Raw genomic sequence first — 17,524 nt, 5'->3', positions numbered from 1 at the left:
GCGATCGAACGATCGGGAGGAGCTTGGACTTGTCAGGTTCTTCCTGAAACAATTAGAGGTTTCACAAGCGATCGCTGTGCCTTAAACCTATTCCCCGCCTGCCAATTCTGAAAAACTGATCCTGACAACAGTTACTTAACACAGTTACTTACTAGACAACAGTTACCTAACCATCGTGAACGGCAATGAACGGCAATGACATCGCACCTGACCAGACTGAAGCTATGCTGATTGCTTCGCAGCAGGCTGTCTCCTCAAACGTTCCTCAACAGGAACAAACACAGCCCCCGGATAGCCTTTTATTCTTTATTCCGATTAGCTTTGTTCTCCTCTGGTCGATCGCCACTGCCGTTTTTCTGGGACTGCCCAAGCTGGTTTATGGCGGCAACCGCAAAGTCAAAGTTGCCCAAAAAATTCCTTGCTATCAGTGCCAGTTTTTTACCAACAATCCCTATCTGCGCTGTGCGGTTCGTCCAGAAACCGTCTTGACCGAAAGTGCTCTGGACTGTAGCGATTTCCAGGCTCGGTTACAGCCCGAAAATAAGGTCGGCTCTTCGCAGACGCGACGTTAGCCAGCAGGGGAGCGCAAGCAGTTCAAACCATGACATTCGACGAATTTTTTCACTCTACTCAGGTAGCTGATCGTCCTCCATTCAATTTACCCCTTGCATTGCAGGCACTCTGGTACGACAAGCGCAACGGCTGGCAACAGGCCCATGAGTTTTTGGGCGATGGAACTGATCCAGAGAGTGCCTGGGTACATGCCTATCTGCATCGCAGAGAAGGAGATATGAGCAACGCCCGCTACTGGTACGATCGCGCAAGGCAGCCAGAATGCACCTCAGAACTGGATGCAGAATGGCGACAAATTGCTGGGGCACTGCTTCAAGATTTAGCAAAATAACTGAGCAGAATGATTCATCCGACAGATTATTACAAGCTTTTATAAAAACGATCAATCAATCAATTACAAGGAGGTTTGAGAAGAACTTCGGATTGGTCTTCCAGGGCTTGAGATCTCCCTAAATCTCCCTTCACAGGAGGAATTTCGAGCCGTTTGGCTTAATTTCTTCCCAGAGGTTCCCTTAAATTTTCCTGTCACTTCTCTTGCTCCTCTTTCCCTAAATCCACCAGATGCGTAAGCTAGACATATCTCTTGAGACGTTTACAGTCTAATGAGACAAACCCTTTTGCGCTGATCCGGGTGGAGTCACAATGCCCAAAACCCTTTTCCGCACAGGTTCACGCTGGCTTGCTAAACCTGTAATCTGGTTTGGGCTGGCAATTTTGTTTGCGTTGTTCATTATCTGGGTAGCTCCCCCTGCCCGAACTCAAGAACCAGTTCACGTCAGCTTGTTGACTTCTGCCCTCGATGCAGCGCAGGGAGAACACCTGGTCAAAGCGTTTGAAGCCGAAAATCCAGATATCAAAATTGATGTTGTTGAAGGACCAAACGCCTCAAACCTGGTCGAAGACCTCTACACCTCATCCTTTTTGCTGGGAGATTCGCCCTATGACTTGGTGATGATGGACATCGTCTGGCTGCCCAAGTTTGCTGCCGCCGGATGGCTACTGGATTTAACCGATCGCCTCACTCCCGAAGATGTTGCTGACTTGATGCCGGGCGATCTGGCAGGCGGACGCTATCAAGAGCGGCTGTATCGACTGCCCATTCGATCGGATGGCGGCATGATCTACTACCGCAAAGATCTGCTAGAACAGGCAGGCATTCAGCCCCCCACCACCTTTAATGATCTGATCAGCGCGGCAAAACAGCTTCAGCAGTCTGGCGCGGCAAAGTGGGGCTACGTCTGGCAGGGGCGACAGTACGAAGGGCTTCCTGCTATGTTTATCGAAGTGCTGGCGGGGTTTGGCGGCTTCTGGGTCGATCCCAAAACGCAGGAAGTCGGAATTGATCGCCCTCAGGCAGTCCAGGCACTTCGCTTTTTGAAAGACACGATCGCGGCTGGCATTGCGCCTCCCGGAGTGACAACCTTCCAGGAAGAAGAAACGCGGCAGCTATTTCAGAGTGGGGAGGTAGCATTCTTGCGAAACTGGCCCTATGTGTATCCGCTGGCGAGCGCGGATGATTCTTTAGTCAGAGGAAAGTTTGCGGTGATGCCGATGGTTCATGCAGAAGGGTTCCAGAGCGGAGCCTGTCTCGGCGGCTGGGGAATTGGCATTGCAAAAAGCTCGCGTCATCCTGAAGCTGCCTGGCGAGTGGCTCAATTTTATGCCAGTGCTGCTGCTCAAAAAATGGCTGCCCTCGAAAATGGCTATCTGCCCACACGCCGATCGGTTTATGCTGATCCCGAAGTGCTGGCAAAATACCCCTATTTCTCGCCAATGCAGCAGGTGGTAGAACAGGCAGTTTTGCGTCCGCCGATCGCCCAATATGCCCAGGCTTCCGATATTCTCCAGCGTTATCTTAGTGCTGCCCTCACCGATCGGATGTCGATTGAAGCTGCACTCCAGGCAGCGGCTCAGGAAACCCGTACATTGCTCAAGACCTAGAACTGCTTCAGATTCCAAAACTGAGAACTTAGGAAATTATGGAAGTCCGAGCTGAGCAACCAGAGGATATAGAAGCCATTCGCAAAGTCAATCTTGCGGCATTCGGGCGAGAAGACGAGGCAAATTTAGTCGATCGACTTCGGGGAGCCGCTTCTACGCTTTCCCTCATTGCGACTGAATCTGGGCAAATCGTCGGACACATTTTCTTCAGTCCAGTCACGATTCGCACCCAGCCCAACGTCGATCGAGCCTGCGGGGAATGTGCGGATGCCTTCGTGCTTGGGCTTGCACCCGTTGCGGTTCTACCCGGCTATCAGCGACGGGGAATTGGGGCACTGCTGATTCGCCAGGGTTTAGTAGAGTGCGATCGGTTGGGCTGTCAAGCTGTTGTCGTGCTGGGCTCCCCGGCATACTATTCCCGATTTGGGTTTGTTCCAGCCCGCGAAAAGGGGTTGAAATGTGAATACAACGTCCCAGAAGAAGCGTTTATGGTAGTAGAGCTAGCAGCGGATGCCCTTAAGGGCTGCCATGGAACAGTGAGCTATCGATCGGAGTTCAACGCGCTGGAGTAGGAGTCAGCGTATCAACCACAAAGGAAACGACTTCGATCGCCTCTTGTAGAACAGGCATTCTGGAAAAAGAATTTGCTCAGGCAATCTCGCCTTCCTGAGGCAGTGCAGGCAGTTCCAGGCAATATCCTGCCCCATAGACAGTTTTGATATAGCGCGGATGGCGTGGGTCGGGCTCCAGCTTAGTTCTCAGGTGACGAACGTGAACCCGAATCGTTTCAATGTCATCATTCGGGTCGTAGCCCCAGACTTCTTTGAGAATTTCGCTGGGGGAAACGGTTTGTCCGTGTCGCTGAAGCAGGCAGTGGAGCAGCTCAAACTCTAGATGAGTCAGCTTTACCGTATGGTCAAACCAGATCGCCTCTAGCCGTTCGGGAACAAGCGTCAGCGGACCAAAGTTAAGAATTTCGCTGTGCTTAGCAGCCTGAGGAATGCGATCGGTTCGTCGGAGCAGGGCACGCACTCGCGCCAGCATTTCTTCGACTTCAAAGGGTTTCGTCAGGTAGTCGTCTGCCCCTGCATTGAATCCTTCTACCTTGTCTTGGGTTTGCCCAAGAGCCGTCAACATCAAGACGGGAATATCAGCAGTTCGTTCGTCACGCCGGAGACGCTGGCAAACCGTAAATCCATCGACCTTAGGCAGCATCAAATCCAGCATGATCAGGTCTGGAATGAGCTGAAGCGCAAGGGCTTGTCCTTTGATGCCATCTGGAGCTTGACTGACATCATAGCCAGCCATTTCCAGATTTACGGCGACGAGTTCGGCAATTGCAGGGTCATCATCGATGACAAGAATACGAGGCATCTTTTAAGAGTTTTGATAGAGATGTTCTAGAACCGTTGAGGAATGAAAAGATTCCTGTACAGATTATAAGCAAGGATCTTTAATTCTTTCTGAGCGCATCAATCTTAATGCTTATATTTAACCCGTTTACAGTTTACAAGGGAATCTTTCGTTTCTGAGACAGAATGCAACATGCTCGTAGCCACGGCAAAAATACCCTTAAAACGACGGTAGCCGCGTCTATTAGCTTCCTCACGTCAGAAATTGATTAAGTTTGCGTCACCCTTATGGGAGAATTGATAAGCAGAGATAATAAGTAGATTTACTTATTAAAACTTTACAAAAAACTAGTCAGCAGAGCAATAATGGGGTAATGACAGGACAAGGCTCGCCCGTTAGTGAGGAAAGTCAGACATGGTAGCACTTACTGAGCGCATTCAAAGCCGCTTAACGCTCCAAACCTTAGAAATAGCCGATAACACGACAGCAATTCGATCGCTTGACTGGGATCGCGATCGCTTTGACATTGAATTTGAGCTGCAAAACGGCACAACTTATAACTCCTTTTTGATCCGGGGTGAGAAGACTGCTTTAGTCGATACCTCGCACGAGAAATTTCGCGAGCTTTACTTTGATACCCTGACCGGGCTGATCGATCCCCAACAGATTGACTATTTAGTTGTCAGCCATACTGAGCCCGACCACAGCGGTCTGATCAAAGACCTGCTCCAGCTTGCGCCTCACATTACCATCGTCGGTTCCAAGGTAGCCATTCAATTTCTTGAAGATCTGGTACATTCTCCCTTTGAGCGGCTCCAGGTAAAAAGCGGCGAGCGGCTGGATCTGGGCAATGGGCACGAGCTGGAGTTCGTTTCTGCACCTAACCTCCACTGGCCCGACACCATTCTGACCTTCGACCACAAAACCAGCACTCTCTACACCTGCGATGTGTTTGGGATGCACTACTGCGACGACTACAGCTACGACGAAGACCTGGAGCTGCTGGAGGCAGACTATAAGCTTTACTACGACTGCCTCATGGGTCCAAATGCCCGCTCGGTACTGGCAGCCCTGAAGCGCATGGGCAACCTTCCAACCATCGAGACGATCGCCACCGGACACGGCCCCCTGCTAAAGCACCACATTTCAGAACTGGTGAACCGCTACCGCGAATGGAGCCAGGCACAGGCAAAAGCCGAAACAATGGTTGCCATTTTCTATGTAGTGGACTACGGCTACAGCGACGAGCTAGCCCAGGCAATCGGTCAGGGCATCCAGAAAACAGGCGTGGGCGTCGAGCTGATTGATCTGTGCACGGCTGAGCCGCACGACATTACTGAAACGATCGGTCTAGCATCGGGCATTGTGATCGGGATGCCACCTCAGCCAGGTCGCTCGATCGGCAGCACGGAAGCGGCACTGGGTACGATCCTGGCAGCCGTGAACTCCAAGCAGGTCGTGGGCTTGTTTGAAACAGGCGGCGGCGAGGATGAGTCGGTCTATCCGCTTCGCAATCGCTTTCGAGAAGTGGGGGTGCGAGAAGCGTTTCCGCCGATTTTGATCAAAGAAACGCCGAACGACAGCACCTTTCAGCTCTGCGTCGAAGCCGGAACCGACCTGGGACAGTGGCTCACCCGCGATCGCACCGTCAAGCAAATGAAGGCTCTCGACAACGATCTGGATAAAGCACTGGGGCGGCTCAGCGGCGGACTCTATATCATCACGGCACAAAAGGGCGACATCTCCAGCGCGATGCTGGCATCCTGGGTGGCACAGGCAAGCCTGAAGCCTCCTGGCGTGTCGATCGCAGTTGCAAAAGACCGGGCAATCGAATCCTTTATGCACGTAGGCGATCGATTTGTGCTGAACGTGCTGGAAGAAGGCAACTATCAAACCCTGATGAAGCATTTTCTCAAGCGGTTTGCTCCCGGAGCCGATCGCTTTGCCGGTGTCAAGACCTATCCTGCCACCAACGGTTCGCCGATCCTGGCAGAGTCGCTAGCCTATTTGGAATGCGAAGTGGTTAGCCGCATGGAATGCAGCGATCACTGGATTGTCTACAGCACGATTCAGGCAGGTCGCGTATCTAGGGTCGATGGCTTGACTGCAATTCACCACCGCAAGGTCGGCAACCACTACTAGGCACAGCTATTAAGCACAGTAGATTGGGGCAACGATCATATTCACGTAGATGAGGGGCGATCGGAGCAGTATTAAAGGTTTTGCATCGCCTCCTCTATTTCCCTTTCTGGCTCCCAATCCTGGAACTGTTCTGCATTACCCTTCAGTAAAACGTTAATTCAATTAATCAGCTTTTTTGAACATTAAGCTATTTATAGATAAGTTAACTTGAAGGTAAGCTAGGGAGGAAATCTTGATGGAACAGAAAACCGATGCAGAATGCTATGAGTTCCACAACCGATCGCTACAACTGGATTAAGCGTCACTACATCGTCCGCGCCCTGGAAGCCGTCCAAGATTTGATTGTGATTTCACTCTGTATCGGCTTATTCAGCTTCATGGTGATCCAGCTTCGAGAAATGGTGCTGTCGCTGCTGCCGCCGCTGGACTTTACTGCCGTCACTGCCGATATTTTGTTTCTCCTCATTCTGGTTGAGCTGTTCCGGCTACTGATTATTTACCTGCAAGAACAGCGCGTGTCGATTGGGGTCGCGGTTGAAGTGTCGATCGTCTCCATTTTGCGAGAAGTGATTGTGCGAGGCGTCCTCGAAACTCCCTGGACACAGATTGCGGCTTCCTGCGCGTTTCTACTGGTGCTGGGTATGCTGCTGGTGATTCGCGTCTGGCTGCCTCCTACGTTTGAAGGCATCGATCCGGAACAGGTGCTTTCTGCGCGACGAACAAGAGAACTGGCGGTGGCAGCGGCGATCGAAGAAGAAATGACTGATGTGCCAACTCGCACGAATCATCACGCCAATCATCATCGAGAATTAGAGCAGCCTCAGTTTTGACAAAATTAAGTGCAGTCGTGAAAAGATGGCGCGGTAAAAGCTCCCGCATCCCTCCCGCTTCGATATCTGAGCAGTGCTCTGATTAGTTTTGCCGACCGTCTAGTTTTCCAGTCCCTTTCTATCCTCCCCCTATGACAGACATCAAACCCCGTGACGTTCAAGTTGCCGAAATCGGAGCGCAGACGCTGGTCTTACGATCGCGCACCTGGGATCGGCTCAAGTTTGAGGTGGAGTATGCTCGTCAAAAGGGAACGACGGCAAATTCTTACCTGATCCAGGCAGACAAAATCGCGTTAATCGACCCGCCTGGTGAATCGTTCACAGAGATTTTTATTGAAGAACTGGCGCACCACGTCTATCTGCAAAAGATTGACTATGTGATTTTAGGGCACGTTAACTCAAATCGCTGCGCCACCCTCAAAGCACTGCTCAATGTCGAAACGGCTCCGCAAATTACCTTTGTCTGCACCCGTGCGGCAGAAGTCGCGCTGCGATCGGCACTTCCCAATCTGGATTTACGAATCATTCTGGCAAACGTGGAAGAGACGATCGACCTGGGGCAAGGGCATCAGCTTCAGCTCATTCCCACTCCCACGCCGCGCCATCCCGACGGACTTTGCGTTTTCGATCCGGCAAGTCGCATTTTGTACACGGACAAGCTATTCGGGGCGCATGTCTGCGATGATGCTGTCTTTGATGAGAACTGGAAACAGCTTGACGAAGACCGCCGCTATTATTTCGACTGCATTCATGCAGCCCAGGCAAAGCAAGTTGAAGCTGCCCTCGATAAGCTTTCAGAGATTCGCGCCAAGATCTATGCGCCCGGTCACGGTCCCTTAGTGCGCTACAGCCTCAGCCGCTTTACGTTTGACTACCGCCAATGGTGTGAACAGCAAAAAACTCAGGATCTCAACGTAGCTCTGCTCTATGCCTCTGCCTATGGCAACACCGCAACCCTCGCAAATGCGATCGCCCAGGGCATGATTCAGGCTGGTGCTTCGGTGCAGTCAATCAACTGCGAGTTTACTGATCCCGCTGAAATCGCAGCCGCTCTGGAGCAGTGTGACGGCTTTATCTTTGGTTCGCCCACCCTGGGAGGACACGCCCCGACTCAAATTCAGACTGCGCTGGGCATTGCCCTCTCTACTGCTACCAAGACCAAACTCACAGGGATATTTGGCTCCTACGGTTGGAGCGGTGAGGCGATCGACCTGCTAGAAACAAAGCTGCAAGACGCAGGGTTCCGCTTCGGATTTGAGCCAATTCGCGTTAAGTTCAAACCCACCGAAGCCACTCTAAAACAGGGTGAAGCCGCCGGAGGCGAGTTTGTCCAGGCACTTCGGAAAACAAGAAAGATTCGCGCCCCTCGTCAGCTTGCTGCCGAATCCCAGAGCGATCGCACCGGACATGCAGTCGGACGCATTACCGGATCGCTTTGTGTATTAACCACGCAGGAAAACGGAGTCAATCGCGGAATGCTGACTTCCTGGGTGTCTCAGGCAACGTTTAGCCCTCCCGGATTGACGATCGCCATCAGCAAAGAAGACAACGAAGACGCAGCACAGCTCGGCGGTTCCTTTGTCCTCAACATTCTCAAAGAAGGGCGTAACCTCAGGCGCTATTTTCAGCGAACTGCCGCCAGCAACGATCGCTTTGCCGAAATTGCCACCCATCCGGCAAACAATGGCTGCTTGGTATTAGACGAAGCCCTTGCCTATCTTGAATGCCGGGTGCAGGATCGAATGGAATGCGGCGATCACTGGCTCGTCTACGCGTTGGTCGAAGACGGAAAACTGCTGGAATCCAATGGAGTCACCGCCGTGCAGCACCGCAAATCGGGCAGTCAGTATTAGGACGGTATTATGGCAATCTTAGGGCGATCGAAGTTGTGACAATGCTGCCGTGGGAGAGTGGGTTGAACGACCTGAATGGCTGGGACGATCGCTTCCTGAGATAGACTCGCTCCTTGGCGCGATCGTCCTGAAAAACTTCCTGCGTCTTGTGACTTGCAACGAAAACGACTTTGTTAGAACTGGAGTTAATGTTGGAGTTAATGTTGTTAACCCCAAGCTAGATCCGTGGATTTTATCGTTGGAGAATCACTGTCAGGTTACATCTCGCGCTGATACTCTTCCAGGACATCCATCAGATGCACCTGTGACTGCATTGGCAGCAGTTCTGAAAGGGGAACTTCGAGCTTGCCGCCGCCCAGTCTCACAGGGACTTTCTTCAGCAAATCAAGAACCTGATTTTCCTGGAGGTTGCCATCCTGCATCTGAGGATAAAGCTGCTCTGCCAGAACAGTATGTAGGTGAGCATCACGCAGATAGAGATGCCACTTTGCCACGTCGATGTAAACGTTTTCGCCGATCGCCGCAGCGAGTTTTTCGATCGCTTCGTTGGTGGTTGCGTATGCCATTGTTCTGTTCCTGTTTTGATTATTGGTATTGATTTACTCTTTTTTACTCAAGGTTGGCGCAGGTGTCGCCTCTGAGTAATCTGCAATTGTGAAGATATAAATTGCATGTGCCGCTAGGACAAGTCCCCATAGCCCAGTGAGCCAGCTAATCCACTCCCAGTCTGCCTGCTGCAGGTTGTGAACAAACCATACACCGGAGTTAACGGCAATAAAGGAAGCGACGTGAACTGCAAAATTCATGCGATCGTCCAGCTTGCGGTAGTCAGCATCTTTGCGATCGGGTTTGCGCGACCAACGGGGAGGCATAGCGTTTGGGGATAAGGTAGGTTTCTTCTTCTAGATTACTGCAAGGGTGAAGAGTGAAGGGGGGATAGGGGCATGGGGCATGGGGAGATAAGGAATTTTTGGCATGAAAAAAGGCGATCGGTTGACAATCGCCCTAGCTCAAGGAGATATGGACATTTAGGGAGACGAGACGCGAAAACTTAGGGATCGGTTTGCAGGGTTTGGGGCTGTAAGAAGGTGAGCATTTGCTCTAAACCGCGATGAATACGGCGGGTGACAGTCATTGGGCTGACTCCGATTCGCTCTGCAACTTCTTTGCGGGACAAATCGCTGAAAAAGACAAACTCGATCGCGGCTCTGGTTTTCTCTTCGAGCTGGTTAAGAGCACGCTGCAGCTGCTGGCGGTCTTCTTCGAGCTTTTGGAGCGTTTGGTAGTGCATATCGGGCAGGGTTTCGCCCAGCGTCATCGGCGAGTCGGTCTGGTGGGAAATTGTGGCATCTAGACTCAGGGGCATGCGGTTTCGCATTGCCAGCTTCACTTCGCGCCACTCGCAGGCGGAGACACCGAGCCGCTCTGCAATTTCGTTGTCTTCGGGCGTTCTACCTAGGAGCTTGGTTAACTCTGTCCGCACCCGCTGCCCTTCTTTGTCGAGATCCTGCAAACGGCGGGGAACTTTAACAGAGTTACCGCGATCGCGCAGGAAGTGCAGCATTTCGCCGCGAATGTAGGGAACCGCAAACGAGCTAAAGGCACAGCCCTGGCCAGGATTGAATCGCTCGATCGCCCGAATTAAGCCGAGGTAGCCAATCTGCTCCAGGTCTTCGTAGGGTTCAGAGCACTTGTGGCAAATTTGATGAGCAATTTTGCGAACGAGTCCAGCATTCAAACGTACGAGCCGATTACGGAGGGCAACAGATGGATTCTGCTTGTATGCCATCAAGAGTTCCATGCTGTCAGAGCGAAGAGAAGATTGAGTAGCCATGACCTGAAGAACCACCTTGCTTTCAGAGTTAGGCACATTGTCGGGATAGAAGGGGGGTAGTAACCATCGTTATTCCACGGGGAATGGAAAGGGGCGTATGCAGAGGAATCCGAGAAAGTACGGAGTCATGACCGACACTCCAATCTGCGGATGCGTGCAGAATCGATTTACGGCTGCATTAGAGCCATTCCAATGGTTAGACTCGCGATGCCCAATTGGAGCGATCACCTACAATCAAAGCAGAGCGGATTTTTGGGCTTTGCTCTACCCTGTGAACCCAATCTGTGAGTTTATTCTGTGAATCTGTGGTTCAGTCAATTAACTTTCTGACGAATCGACTTGAGGAAATAGAAGCGTCATGAGTAACACCAGCAATTTTCGCGGCGCGATGCGCGAGGCTAAAGGACTGCCGATCGTCGGTCCAAACGTTATTTCTAAAGCACTGCCTTTTTTAGGTGCAGGTCTAGTTCTGACCGCACTGGGCGCATACGGTGGCTTGGGGGTTATCAGTTCCAATCCCAGCCTGTTTATGCCGACCTTCATCGGGGCATTAATTGTCGAGCTGATTCTCTTCTTTGTGGCTTCCAGCGTCGCTCAGCAGGGCAAGAACAGCGTTGCGCTCCCACTTCTGGCTGCCTATAGCTTGCTCTCTGGATACACCCTGAGTGGACTGATTTTTGTCGCGCTGGGAACGCAGGGGGTTGGAATTATGGGCATCGTGGCAGCCGCTCTGGGCTGTGGTGTCACGTTTATTGGGGCACGATCGATCGGCTCTAACCTGTCTGATCAAGATGGATTGGCACTCTCGAAAACCATCAGCATTGGGATCATTGCCCTGTTTGTGGTAATTCTCGGTCAACTGCTGTTTTCGTTCTTTGGGATATTCACGCCGAGTTGGCTAGAAATTGGGATTTCTGGGCTAGGGGTTTTGCTGTTTGTAGGTGCTTCGGTGGTTGATTTTTATATCCTGCCGCGTAGCTACAGCGATCAGCAGTATCTCTCCGTTGCCCTTTCGATGTATCTCACCTACATCAACCTGTTTGTGTTTATCCTGCGTCTGCTGATTGCAATTAATAGCCGCGACTAGTTCATTGTTTTTGCGGGTTCATCATTCTTCACAGCATCGCTTTTTCGGCAAGGGGCTTTCGTCCCTTGTTTTTTTGTGTAAGTTGAACCAAGTCAGGCTCCTCCGTCCAATTCCGTGATGTTGTAGGCTGAAAGGAAGAGTTCAAGTCTGTATTCGCAATGGCAATTGACCCAAGTTTGCTTCCGGTTATCTATCTGTCAGTCCTGTTAGCCCTGCTATCAGTCGCAGGCTGGTTTCTCTTTCGACAAATCCTTAGATCGCGCCGCACTGAGGGAACGTTCGCCCGTCTTCAACGCAAGCTCACCAAGGAGAAGGGAACCGCTAAGGAATATTACGAGCTAGGCGGTATTTATCTAGATAAGCGGCTCTTTAGTCAGGCGATCGCCATGTTCCAAAAAGCCCTGAAGGCAAAAGATTTGGAAGGTGGAGAAAACGCTGCCCTGATTTATAACGCACTGGGGTTTGCCTATGCTGCTCAGGAGCAGTATGACCTGGCAATCCGGCAATACAAAGAGGCACTGGAGCGACAGTCCGAATATCCCACGGTGCTCAACAATCTGGGATTTGCCTACGAGAAAAAGCAGCTCACCGCTCAGGCACTTGAGACCTACGAAGCTGCGCTCAAGATTGACCCGAAAAATTCAACGGCAAAGCGACGGGCAGATTCGCTCCGCAAGCGATTGGTTCCTTCTTCCTGAAGGAATGTTTGATTGATCGCGGATGTCTTACACTGCCCCTTAATCCCCCGATTCTGGGGGACTTTTTGTTTTTGGGGCTAAGTGGCTTCCCATGCCAGAATCAGCAGGGCGTTGAGAATTGCCGCCGCGATCGCTGACCCCCCCTTGCGCCCCTCTACGCGAATCTGGGGAATAGGAGTTTGGGCAAGAGCTGCTTTGGACTCGACGACCGAGATAAACCCCACGGGCGCACCGATCACCAGCGGAGGCATTGCAAAGGGAGAGGCAGAGCCAGACTGAGCCATCGCAATTCGATCGCCACCAATTCGCTCGCAAAGTGCCAACAGTGCCGTGGGCGCATTGCCGATCGCATAGATTGCCCCAGGAACTGCTTCCCAGCAGGACAGGAGACCTGTTTCGGTGCGTGTTTTTCCGGGTAGTGCGGTCTCTGCCTGATCGACTGCCACCATGATCGGATTTTGAAAGGTGCGATTAACTACGCTGAGAATCCCCTGTTTCACCATGTTCACATCAACGACGATCGGCACGCCCTGCTGAAGAGCCTGCACTGCACCTGCGATCGCATCAGGACTAAAGCGAATCAGCTCCTTAAACTCAAAATCTGCCGTGCTGTGAATTACACGACGAACAATCGCATACTCGGCAGGCGTGAAGGAATGGGAGCCAATTTCACGATCGATCACGGCGAAGCTCTGTTCCAGGATGGGGTGGTTGAGGGAGGGCATGGGGTTATTGGATGCGAACGGCGACGACAAGCGCATTGCTTGGCACAGGGTTTCCCTGAGAGACGGCGGGTTCAAACTGCCATTGCTTGACCATGCAGACGGCAAGATCATCGTAGACGGGACTGCTGCTGGGCTGGCGGACGCTGGCATCAGTTGCCTGTCCTGCTTCGTTAGTGGTGACTTGGACAGCAACAGTTTCGCCTAGATAGGGAATGACTTCAGGGGTAATCAGGCAGGGTGAGCTGCGGGGGTCGGCAGCAAAGGTTTCAGAGTCCTGAAGCGGACGGGCGATCGTCTCGGGAAGTGCGTTCGCGTCGGATGCGGGTTCAGCCGGGATCACGCTTGCTGTGAGCATTACCGGAACTGCTTGCTGTGGAGTTTCAACCTGTTCTAATTGCGCCACAGACGGCGATGGAACTGGCAGCGTTTCGCTTACATCAGGAACAGGGATCTCGATTGGCAGCGTGACAACTTGGGGAGAAGTGGGTGGAACAGGCGCAGCAGCCGATTCAGAATTTGGGATAGATTCGCCTTCCACTGGGGAATCAGCAGGTGGAGACGCGGGTAAAGCCGAATCGGGCATAGTTGATTCTGGAATCGGGGAAGGATCTCGCTCAGGGAAAGGGTTGTCTGTTACCCCTGGGGGGAACTCCGGAGCAATCGCGGGAGAACTCGGCGGCAGGGGTGCAGGCTCAAGCTGGGGAAGCGGTGCGGAAGTCTGAGCGGGGATGGACGGAGGAAGAGTAGTCGTGGGAGTCGGTGCTGAAACGGGCGGAATCGGGGCGGATGGAATGGGTGGAACAGATGGGGCAAAGGCAATATCACCAGTCGGCGCAGGAGGCGTGTAGCGAGGAGAATTCGCGGCGGTTGGGGCAGGAGCAGAAGCAGACGGGTTTGCGACAGGTGCGGGATTCGCTGGGGAAGCTGCGGCAGGAGTCGCCGTTGCAGGTTTGGCAGGAGGATTTGCAGCAGGTTTATCGGGCGTTAGCTCAATCAGATCGATCGCAATCGGATTGCTGCTGGACAACGGGCTAGATAGACGGCTGCTGAAGGAAAGCGTCAGATTCAACAGCAGGACGTGAGTGGCGATCGAGCTGCCGGCAACGAGCCACCAGAGCCACGCTGGATCATCGCCTTTTTGAACGCGCCACTGACTGATCGCGGACTTGGGCTTGCGATCGAGTGAATTCGTCATAGCAATCCTTTACTTCGTTTAAGACGGCTCTGCCGGAGAATTGGACATTGCTCCAGACGCAGTCGAACTGCTTGGTTCTTCCGCCGTAGACGCAGGGCGGGTTAAAAAGGTTTGGCGAAATCCCTGAGTTGCTAAATGAGACAGTAAGCCGATCGGACCCGCAAACAAGCAGGATAGCAGAGAATGGGTCGTCCAGACTCCGGTTCGCTGACCCTCCCAGTAGATCCAGCGACCCACAAACAAATCCATCACAAGAAAATGAATCCATCCGGTCGCCGTGACTCGCTCATCGGCAAACAAGCGAGCAAGATCGGCAAGCTGCGGATTAGAAAACGCCTGTGCTGATTCCGGGTCGAGGCTATTGGCAAACAAATAGATATAGAGTCCAGCCAGCGCGACAAACGGCAGCACTGACCCCATGACTTTGCGTGTTATGCCCCAGTTCGGCAGCACGATCATCAAAAACCAGAAGGGCAGGGCAAACAAGTTTGCTGCGTTAAACAAAAAATCAAGTGTCATGATTCTGAACTCACCAACCGCTAAACTCTCCCCTATGGTGAGCGATTTTCTGATAGAAAGACAACTTTAGTCTGGATCGGGTTAACCCCAGATCAGGATTCGATCGCCTTTCGAGCAGATCTGACAAGGGAATCTCGATCGGACGGCGCCAGGAAATTTAGGGGGCGATGTCGAATCTCTGCGACTGCCCAAACCCCTCCTGGAACATGCCTCGTTTTAGCAAAGCTTCAACAGAACGCATACAGTGGAAAACAGGCGAGGTACAAAACACCGTGAACGAGAAAGGATTGTGGAACAGGTTGTCACCGTATTACTGAGTGGGCTGGGCTTTTTAGGCGGAGTGCGATTTGGGCGCGTACTGCTGCGGCGAGGGGCAACGGCAGATAATCTGTTTCAAGGTAGAAACTGGCTGTCGCTGACCTTCCTGGGGGTCTACATCGGGCTACTGGTGCTGGTGTCCTACCTGTCTCAGGTGCAGGCACTCCCGATCGAATGGCGCGTTTCGGGAATGCAGTTTACCTGGACGGCAATGCGCGTGATTCTCGTCGGGTTTTGCGGGCTAGCATTTGTCGTGAGCTGGCGAACCGCTCGGCTTCAGGTAGTCGTGGTTGCGCTGCTAGGGCTGCTGGGGTTAATGGCATTTCATTCTTCCGAGCGGTACTTTCTCGCCCCAATCTACAGTTCTTTAGAAAACAATTTGCAGCCGAACGGCATCTTTCGCCAGACCTCGGATAGTAGCTGTGCCCCGGCAGCTCTGGCATCTGTCTTGCGGCTCTGGAACATCGAGGCAACTGAATCGAGCGTCGCGCAGCTTGCCGGAACCAGCTCTCTGGGGACCTCGATGCCTCAATTGGTGGGTGCACTGCAACAGATGAACCTCGACGGAATTGAGCTAACGCCTACCTGGGAGCAAATGCGGCAAATCAACCGTCCCGGTGTGCTGGCAACCTGGCTCGAACTGCGACGGGGTAAAGCTCCTCATGCCGTCGGGCTACTCGCAATGGATGAAGATACGGCAACGATCGCCGACCCCGACCGCGGCAAAATCCTCCGCCTGCCCAGAGCCAAGTTTGAGCAAATCTGGCGTAAACAGTATGTTCCGATTCTGCGTCCGGGCGACACCGTCTTAGTGCCAGGGGATGCAGCGCGTTACCTCATGCAGTTGGGCTACCTGGCGCAGTCTGAATCCGTTATGCCCGATGCTCTTCAGACCGCGACTCGCAGCTTTCAGACCCAAATGGGGCTTCAGCCCACTGGAAAACTCAACCCCGAAACTGTCTTGCTGCTGAACGGTGCGTTTCTCGCAGGAGTGCCAACCCTCGATCGCCCGATCGTCACTTTTCCCGGCATAGAACTTCAGCAAGTCTCAGAGGCAATGGGCAAGATTCAATGGATTGACTAGCTCACGCTGAGCCGCTTCCTTTAGCAGGTCAATTCTGGGAGGAATCTAACTCTCCTGAAGGCTGCAAGTTCCCCCTCGCTCTTTATAGAGCAGTAAGTCAAAAGTTGGGAAATTGAGGGGGCAATGTCGCACCGCTTACACGACTCAAATATCCTCAGGTAAATTTCACCTTATACATCTGAAACACTTCTCCCGGCTGCGTTTTCACAATCTTTGCGCCCGTGGATTCGATCGCCTTTTTCCAGCCGTCTAGCGATTCGAGGAAGACTTCTGCGCCCAGGTAGGTTTCCAGGATTGCCCAGTTTTCGGCGATCGGCGTATCAGGAATTAGCACATCGAAGACACAAAACCCGGTAGGCTTCAGCACTCGCTTTACAGCAGTGAGAACCTGCTGCCAGTAGGCGATCGGGTAATAGCAGCTAAACCCAGTGGCGATCACCAGATCAAAGAAAGCAGGGTCGTATTTGAGTTGATCGGCTCCGCCCAACTGCACGCCCTTAAACAGCTTCGAGTTGAGTTGGGGTCCGCGTGTGTTGAGAATATCTTGTGCTTCGGTGCTGACATCCTGCCCATAAAAATAAGCGTCCCAGTCGCGCCAGGGATAAATCAAAAAGCTGACACCACAGCCGATATCCAGGCATTTTTGTGATTTTTGTGGCTTGGCAATTTCCCAAAAAGGCGAATTGAGCCGACTTGTGAGCTGTCCGGTTGCCCACTCTCGAAAAATCGGCATTTCTTCCACTTCTGGCGGTAGATCGATCGCTTCCCGTCGATATTCCCGGTTAAACCGCAGCATCACTGCCTCGATTTGAGGCTGCCAATCACCCGATGGCTTGCCCAGAATATCGCCCAGTCCACTACCCGCCGTTTTGCCTTTCTCTTTTGCCATGCCTTGTTGCTGTGCCCTTCAGGATAATAATGGTCTCAAAGCCCCCTAATGAGGAGCCAAAGGGAAATAGAGAGGGCAATGTAGGGAATTTGCCACACTTCAAGCCTCCTCATCCTTCGATCAAGGAAGATTCACACTGGGAAAAACAGGTCAATGAATGCGTTTTGTCAGAAAAAACTAGCCTCTCAAAGCACGGCGGAAGTTTTGTCGATAAGAGGGATTGCCCAAAATCAGCAGGGGCCACAGTAGCGCCAGGTACAGTCTTCCACTGCTAAAATTAGTACGGTGGAACCCTCTCCAGAACTTAATTACACCGCCCACATAAACCCCGATCGCCAAGAAAACCAGAACATTTAGCATTGATTTAGCCTTCTTTGAACCTAAAGCTTTCCTTCAAGTGTAAATTAGCAACCTGAACTCCTGCTATAGGTTGCGACGGCTTCGCAATTATCTAGTTTTGCCTTCGTTAACTATTAACAATTG

At 52.3% G+C, this 17,524-nt stretch carries 19 protein-coding genes; 10 read left to right on the top strand and 9 right to left on the bottom strand.

Annotated elements, in window-relative coordinates; all coding sequences use genetic code 11:
* Positions 1 to 185: 185 nt before the first annotated feature.
* From NDA02_RS10020 to NDA02_RS10005, 4 genes are all read left to right on the top strand, one after another.
* Positions 186 to 572 carry a hypothetical protein gene (locus NDA02_RS10020; protein ID WP_190792203.1) on the top strand — a complete coding sequence of 129 codons (387 nt, stop codon included), beginning with the start codon at positions 186 to 188 and terminating at the stop codon, positions 570 to 572.
* A 29-nt stretch (positions 573 to 601) separates the two neighbouring features.
* A complete protein-coding gene (locus NDA02_RS10015; protein ID WP_190792204.1) occupies positions 602 to 904 on the top strand; it encodes a hypothetical protein in 303 nt (100 codons plus the stop codon).
* A 311-nt stretch (positions 905 to 1,215) separates the two neighbouring features.
* Complete coding sequence (locus NDA02_RS10010; RefSeq protein WP_348254880.1) at positions 1,216 to 2,514, top strand: ABC transporter substrate-binding protein; 1,299 nt, start codon at positions 1,216 to 1,218, stop codon at positions 2,512 to 2,514.
* A gap of 38 nt (positions 2,515 to 2,552) precedes the next feature.
* Positions 2,553 to 3,086, top strand: coding sequence for an N-acetyltransferase (locus tag NDA02_RS10005; protein WP_190789590.1), 534 nt, complete (start codon positions 2,553 to 2,555; stop codon positions 3,084 to 3,086).
* 76 nt (positions 3,087 to 3,162) lie between these two features.
* Here NDA02_RS10005 and NDA02_RS10000 read toward each other — a convergent pair whose 3' ends face one another.
* Positions 3,163 to 3,888 (bottom strand): response regulator transcription factor, encoded by a 726-nt coding sequence (locus NDA02_RS10000; RefSeq protein WP_190789591.1) that lies wholly within the window; start codon positions 3,886 to 3,888, stop codon positions 3,163 to 3,165.
* A gap of 393 nt (positions 3,889 to 4,281) precedes the next feature.
* Between NDA02_RS10000 and NDA02_RS09995 the strand changes: the two genes are divergently transcribed.
* The 3 genes from NDA02_RS09995 (at position 4,282) to NDA02_RS09985 (ending at position 8,692) form a co-directional block, all read left to right on the top strand.
* A complete protein-coding gene (locus NDA02_RS09995) occupies positions 4,282 to 6,009 on the top strand; it encodes a diflavin flavoprotein (RefSeq protein ID WP_348254878.1) in 1,728 nt (575 codons plus the stop codon).
* Between the two features lie 251 nt (positions 6,010 to 6,260).
* A complete protein-coding gene (locus NDA02_RS09990) occupies positions 6,261 to 6,839 on the top strand; it encodes a phosphate-starvation-inducible PsiE family protein (RefSeq protein WP_190793926.1) in 579 nt (192 codons plus the stop codon).
* 131 nt (positions 6,840 to 6,970) lie between these two features.
* Positions 6,971 to 8,692 (top strand): diflavin flavoprotein, encoded by a 1,722-nt coding sequence (locus NDA02_RS09985; RefSeq protein WP_190793927.1) that lies wholly within the window; start codon positions 6,971 to 6,973, stop codon positions 8,690 to 8,692.
* 257 nt (positions 8,693 to 8,949) lie between these two features.
* Here NDA02_RS09985 and NDA02_RS09980 read toward each other — a convergent pair whose 3' ends face one another.
* From NDA02_RS09980 to NDA02_RS09970, 3 genes are all read right to left on the bottom strand, one after another.
* Positions 8,950 to 9,258 (bottom strand): DUF3181 family protein, encoded by a 309-nt coding sequence (locus NDA02_RS09980; protein WP_190793928.1) that lies wholly within the window; start codon positions 9,256 to 9,258, stop codon positions 8,950 to 8,952.
* 33 nt (positions 9,259 to 9,291) lie between these two features.
* On the bottom strand, positions 9,292 to 9,564 hold the full coding sequence (locus tag NDA02_RS09975; RefSeq protein WP_190793929.1) for a 2TM domain-containing protein: 273 nt from the start codon (positions 9,562 to 9,564) through the stop codon (positions 9,292 to 9,294).
* A 179-nt stretch (positions 9,565 to 9,743) separates the two neighbouring features.
* Positions 9,744 to 10,526 carry an RNA polymerase sigma factor SigF gene (locus NDA02_RS09970; protein WP_190793930.1) on the bottom strand — a complete coding sequence of 261 codons (783 nt, stop codon included), beginning with the start codon at positions 10,524 to 10,526 and terminating at the stop codon, positions 9,744 to 9,746.
* A 358-nt stretch (positions 10,527 to 10,884) separates the two neighbouring features.
* Here NDA02_RS09970 and NDA02_RS09965 point away from each other — a divergent pair, with 358 nt between their 5' ends.
* Complete coding sequence (locus NDA02_RS09965; RefSeq protein ID WP_190793214.1) at positions 10,885 to 11,613, top strand: Bax inhibitor-1 family protein; 729 nt, start codon at positions 10,885 to 10,887, stop codon at positions 11,611 to 11,613.
* A 164-nt stretch (positions 11,614 to 11,777) separates the two neighbouring features.
* Positions 11,778 to 12,311 carry a tetratricopeptide repeat protein gene (locus NDA02_RS09960; protein WP_190793231.1) on the top strand — a complete coding sequence of 178 codons (534 nt, stop codon included), beginning with the start codon at positions 11,778 to 11,780 and terminating at the stop codon, positions 12,309 to 12,311.
* Positions 12,312 to 12,388: 77 nt separating this feature from the next.
* Here the strand turns inward: NDA02_RS09960 and NDA02_RS09955 are convergent, their stop codons facing one another.
* The 3 genes from NDA02_RS09955 to NDA02_RS09945 are packed head-to-tail and all read right to left on the bottom strand — an operon-like array spanning position 12,389 to position 14,750.
* Positions 12,389 to 13,036, bottom strand: a complete 648-nt coding sequence (locus NDA02_RS09955) for a precorrin-8X methylmutase (protein WP_190793215.1) — start codon at positions 13,034 to 13,036, stop codon at positions 12,389 to 12,391.
* A 4-nt stretch (positions 13,037 to 13,040) separates the two neighbouring features.
* Complete coding sequence (locus NDA02_RS09950; RefSeq protein WP_190793216.1) at positions 13,041 to 14,231, bottom strand: TonB family protein; 1,191 nt, start codon at positions 14,229 to 14,231, stop codon at positions 13,041 to 13,043.
* Positions 14,232 to 14,249: 18 nt separating this feature from the next.
* A complete protein-coding gene (locus NDA02_RS09945; RefSeq protein ID WP_190793217.1) occupies positions 14,250 to 14,750 on the bottom strand; it encodes an ABA4-like family protein in 501 nt (166 codons plus the stop codon).
* Positions 14,751 to 15,039: 289 nt separating this feature from the next.
* On the opposite strand from NDA02_RS09945, the gene NDA02_RS09940 reads away from it, so the two are divergent.
* Positions 15,040 to 16,152: a cysteine peptidase family C39 domain-containing protein gene (locus NDA02_RS09940; protein WP_190793218.1), complete on the top strand. Its 1,113-nt coding sequence runs from the start codon at positions 15,040 to 15,042 to the stop codon at positions 16,150 to 16,152.
* A 154-nt stretch (positions 16,153 to 16,306) separates the two neighbouring features.
* Here NDA02_RS09940 and NDA02_RS09935 read toward each other — a convergent pair whose 3' ends face one another.
* Both NDA02_RS09935 and NDA02_RS09930 read right to left on the bottom strand, forming a co-directional pair.
* Positions 16,307 to 17,041 (bottom strand): class I SAM-dependent methyltransferase, encoded by a 735-nt coding sequence (locus tag NDA02_RS09935; protein ID WP_190793219.1) that lies wholly within the window; start codon positions 17,039 to 17,041, stop codon positions 16,307 to 16,309.
* A 177-nt stretch (positions 17,042 to 17,218) separates the two neighbouring features.
* Positions 17,219 to 17,401: a hypothetical protein gene (locus tag NDA02_RS09930; protein WP_190793220.1), complete on the bottom strand. Its 183-nt coding sequence runs from the start codon at positions 17,399 to 17,401 to the stop codon at positions 17,219 to 17,221.
* Positions 17,402 to 17,524: the final 123 nt, after the last annotated feature.

Origin of the sequence: Leptolyngbya sp. ST-U4 (assembly GCF_039962215.1) — a bacterium.
Classification (GTDB): domain Bacteria; phylum Cyanobacteriota; class Cyanobacteriia; order Elainellales; family Elainellaceae; genus Leptolyngbya_A.
Note: the sequence above shows the minus strand (reverse complement) of the source record. Positions and strands in the feature narration are given on the sequence as shown.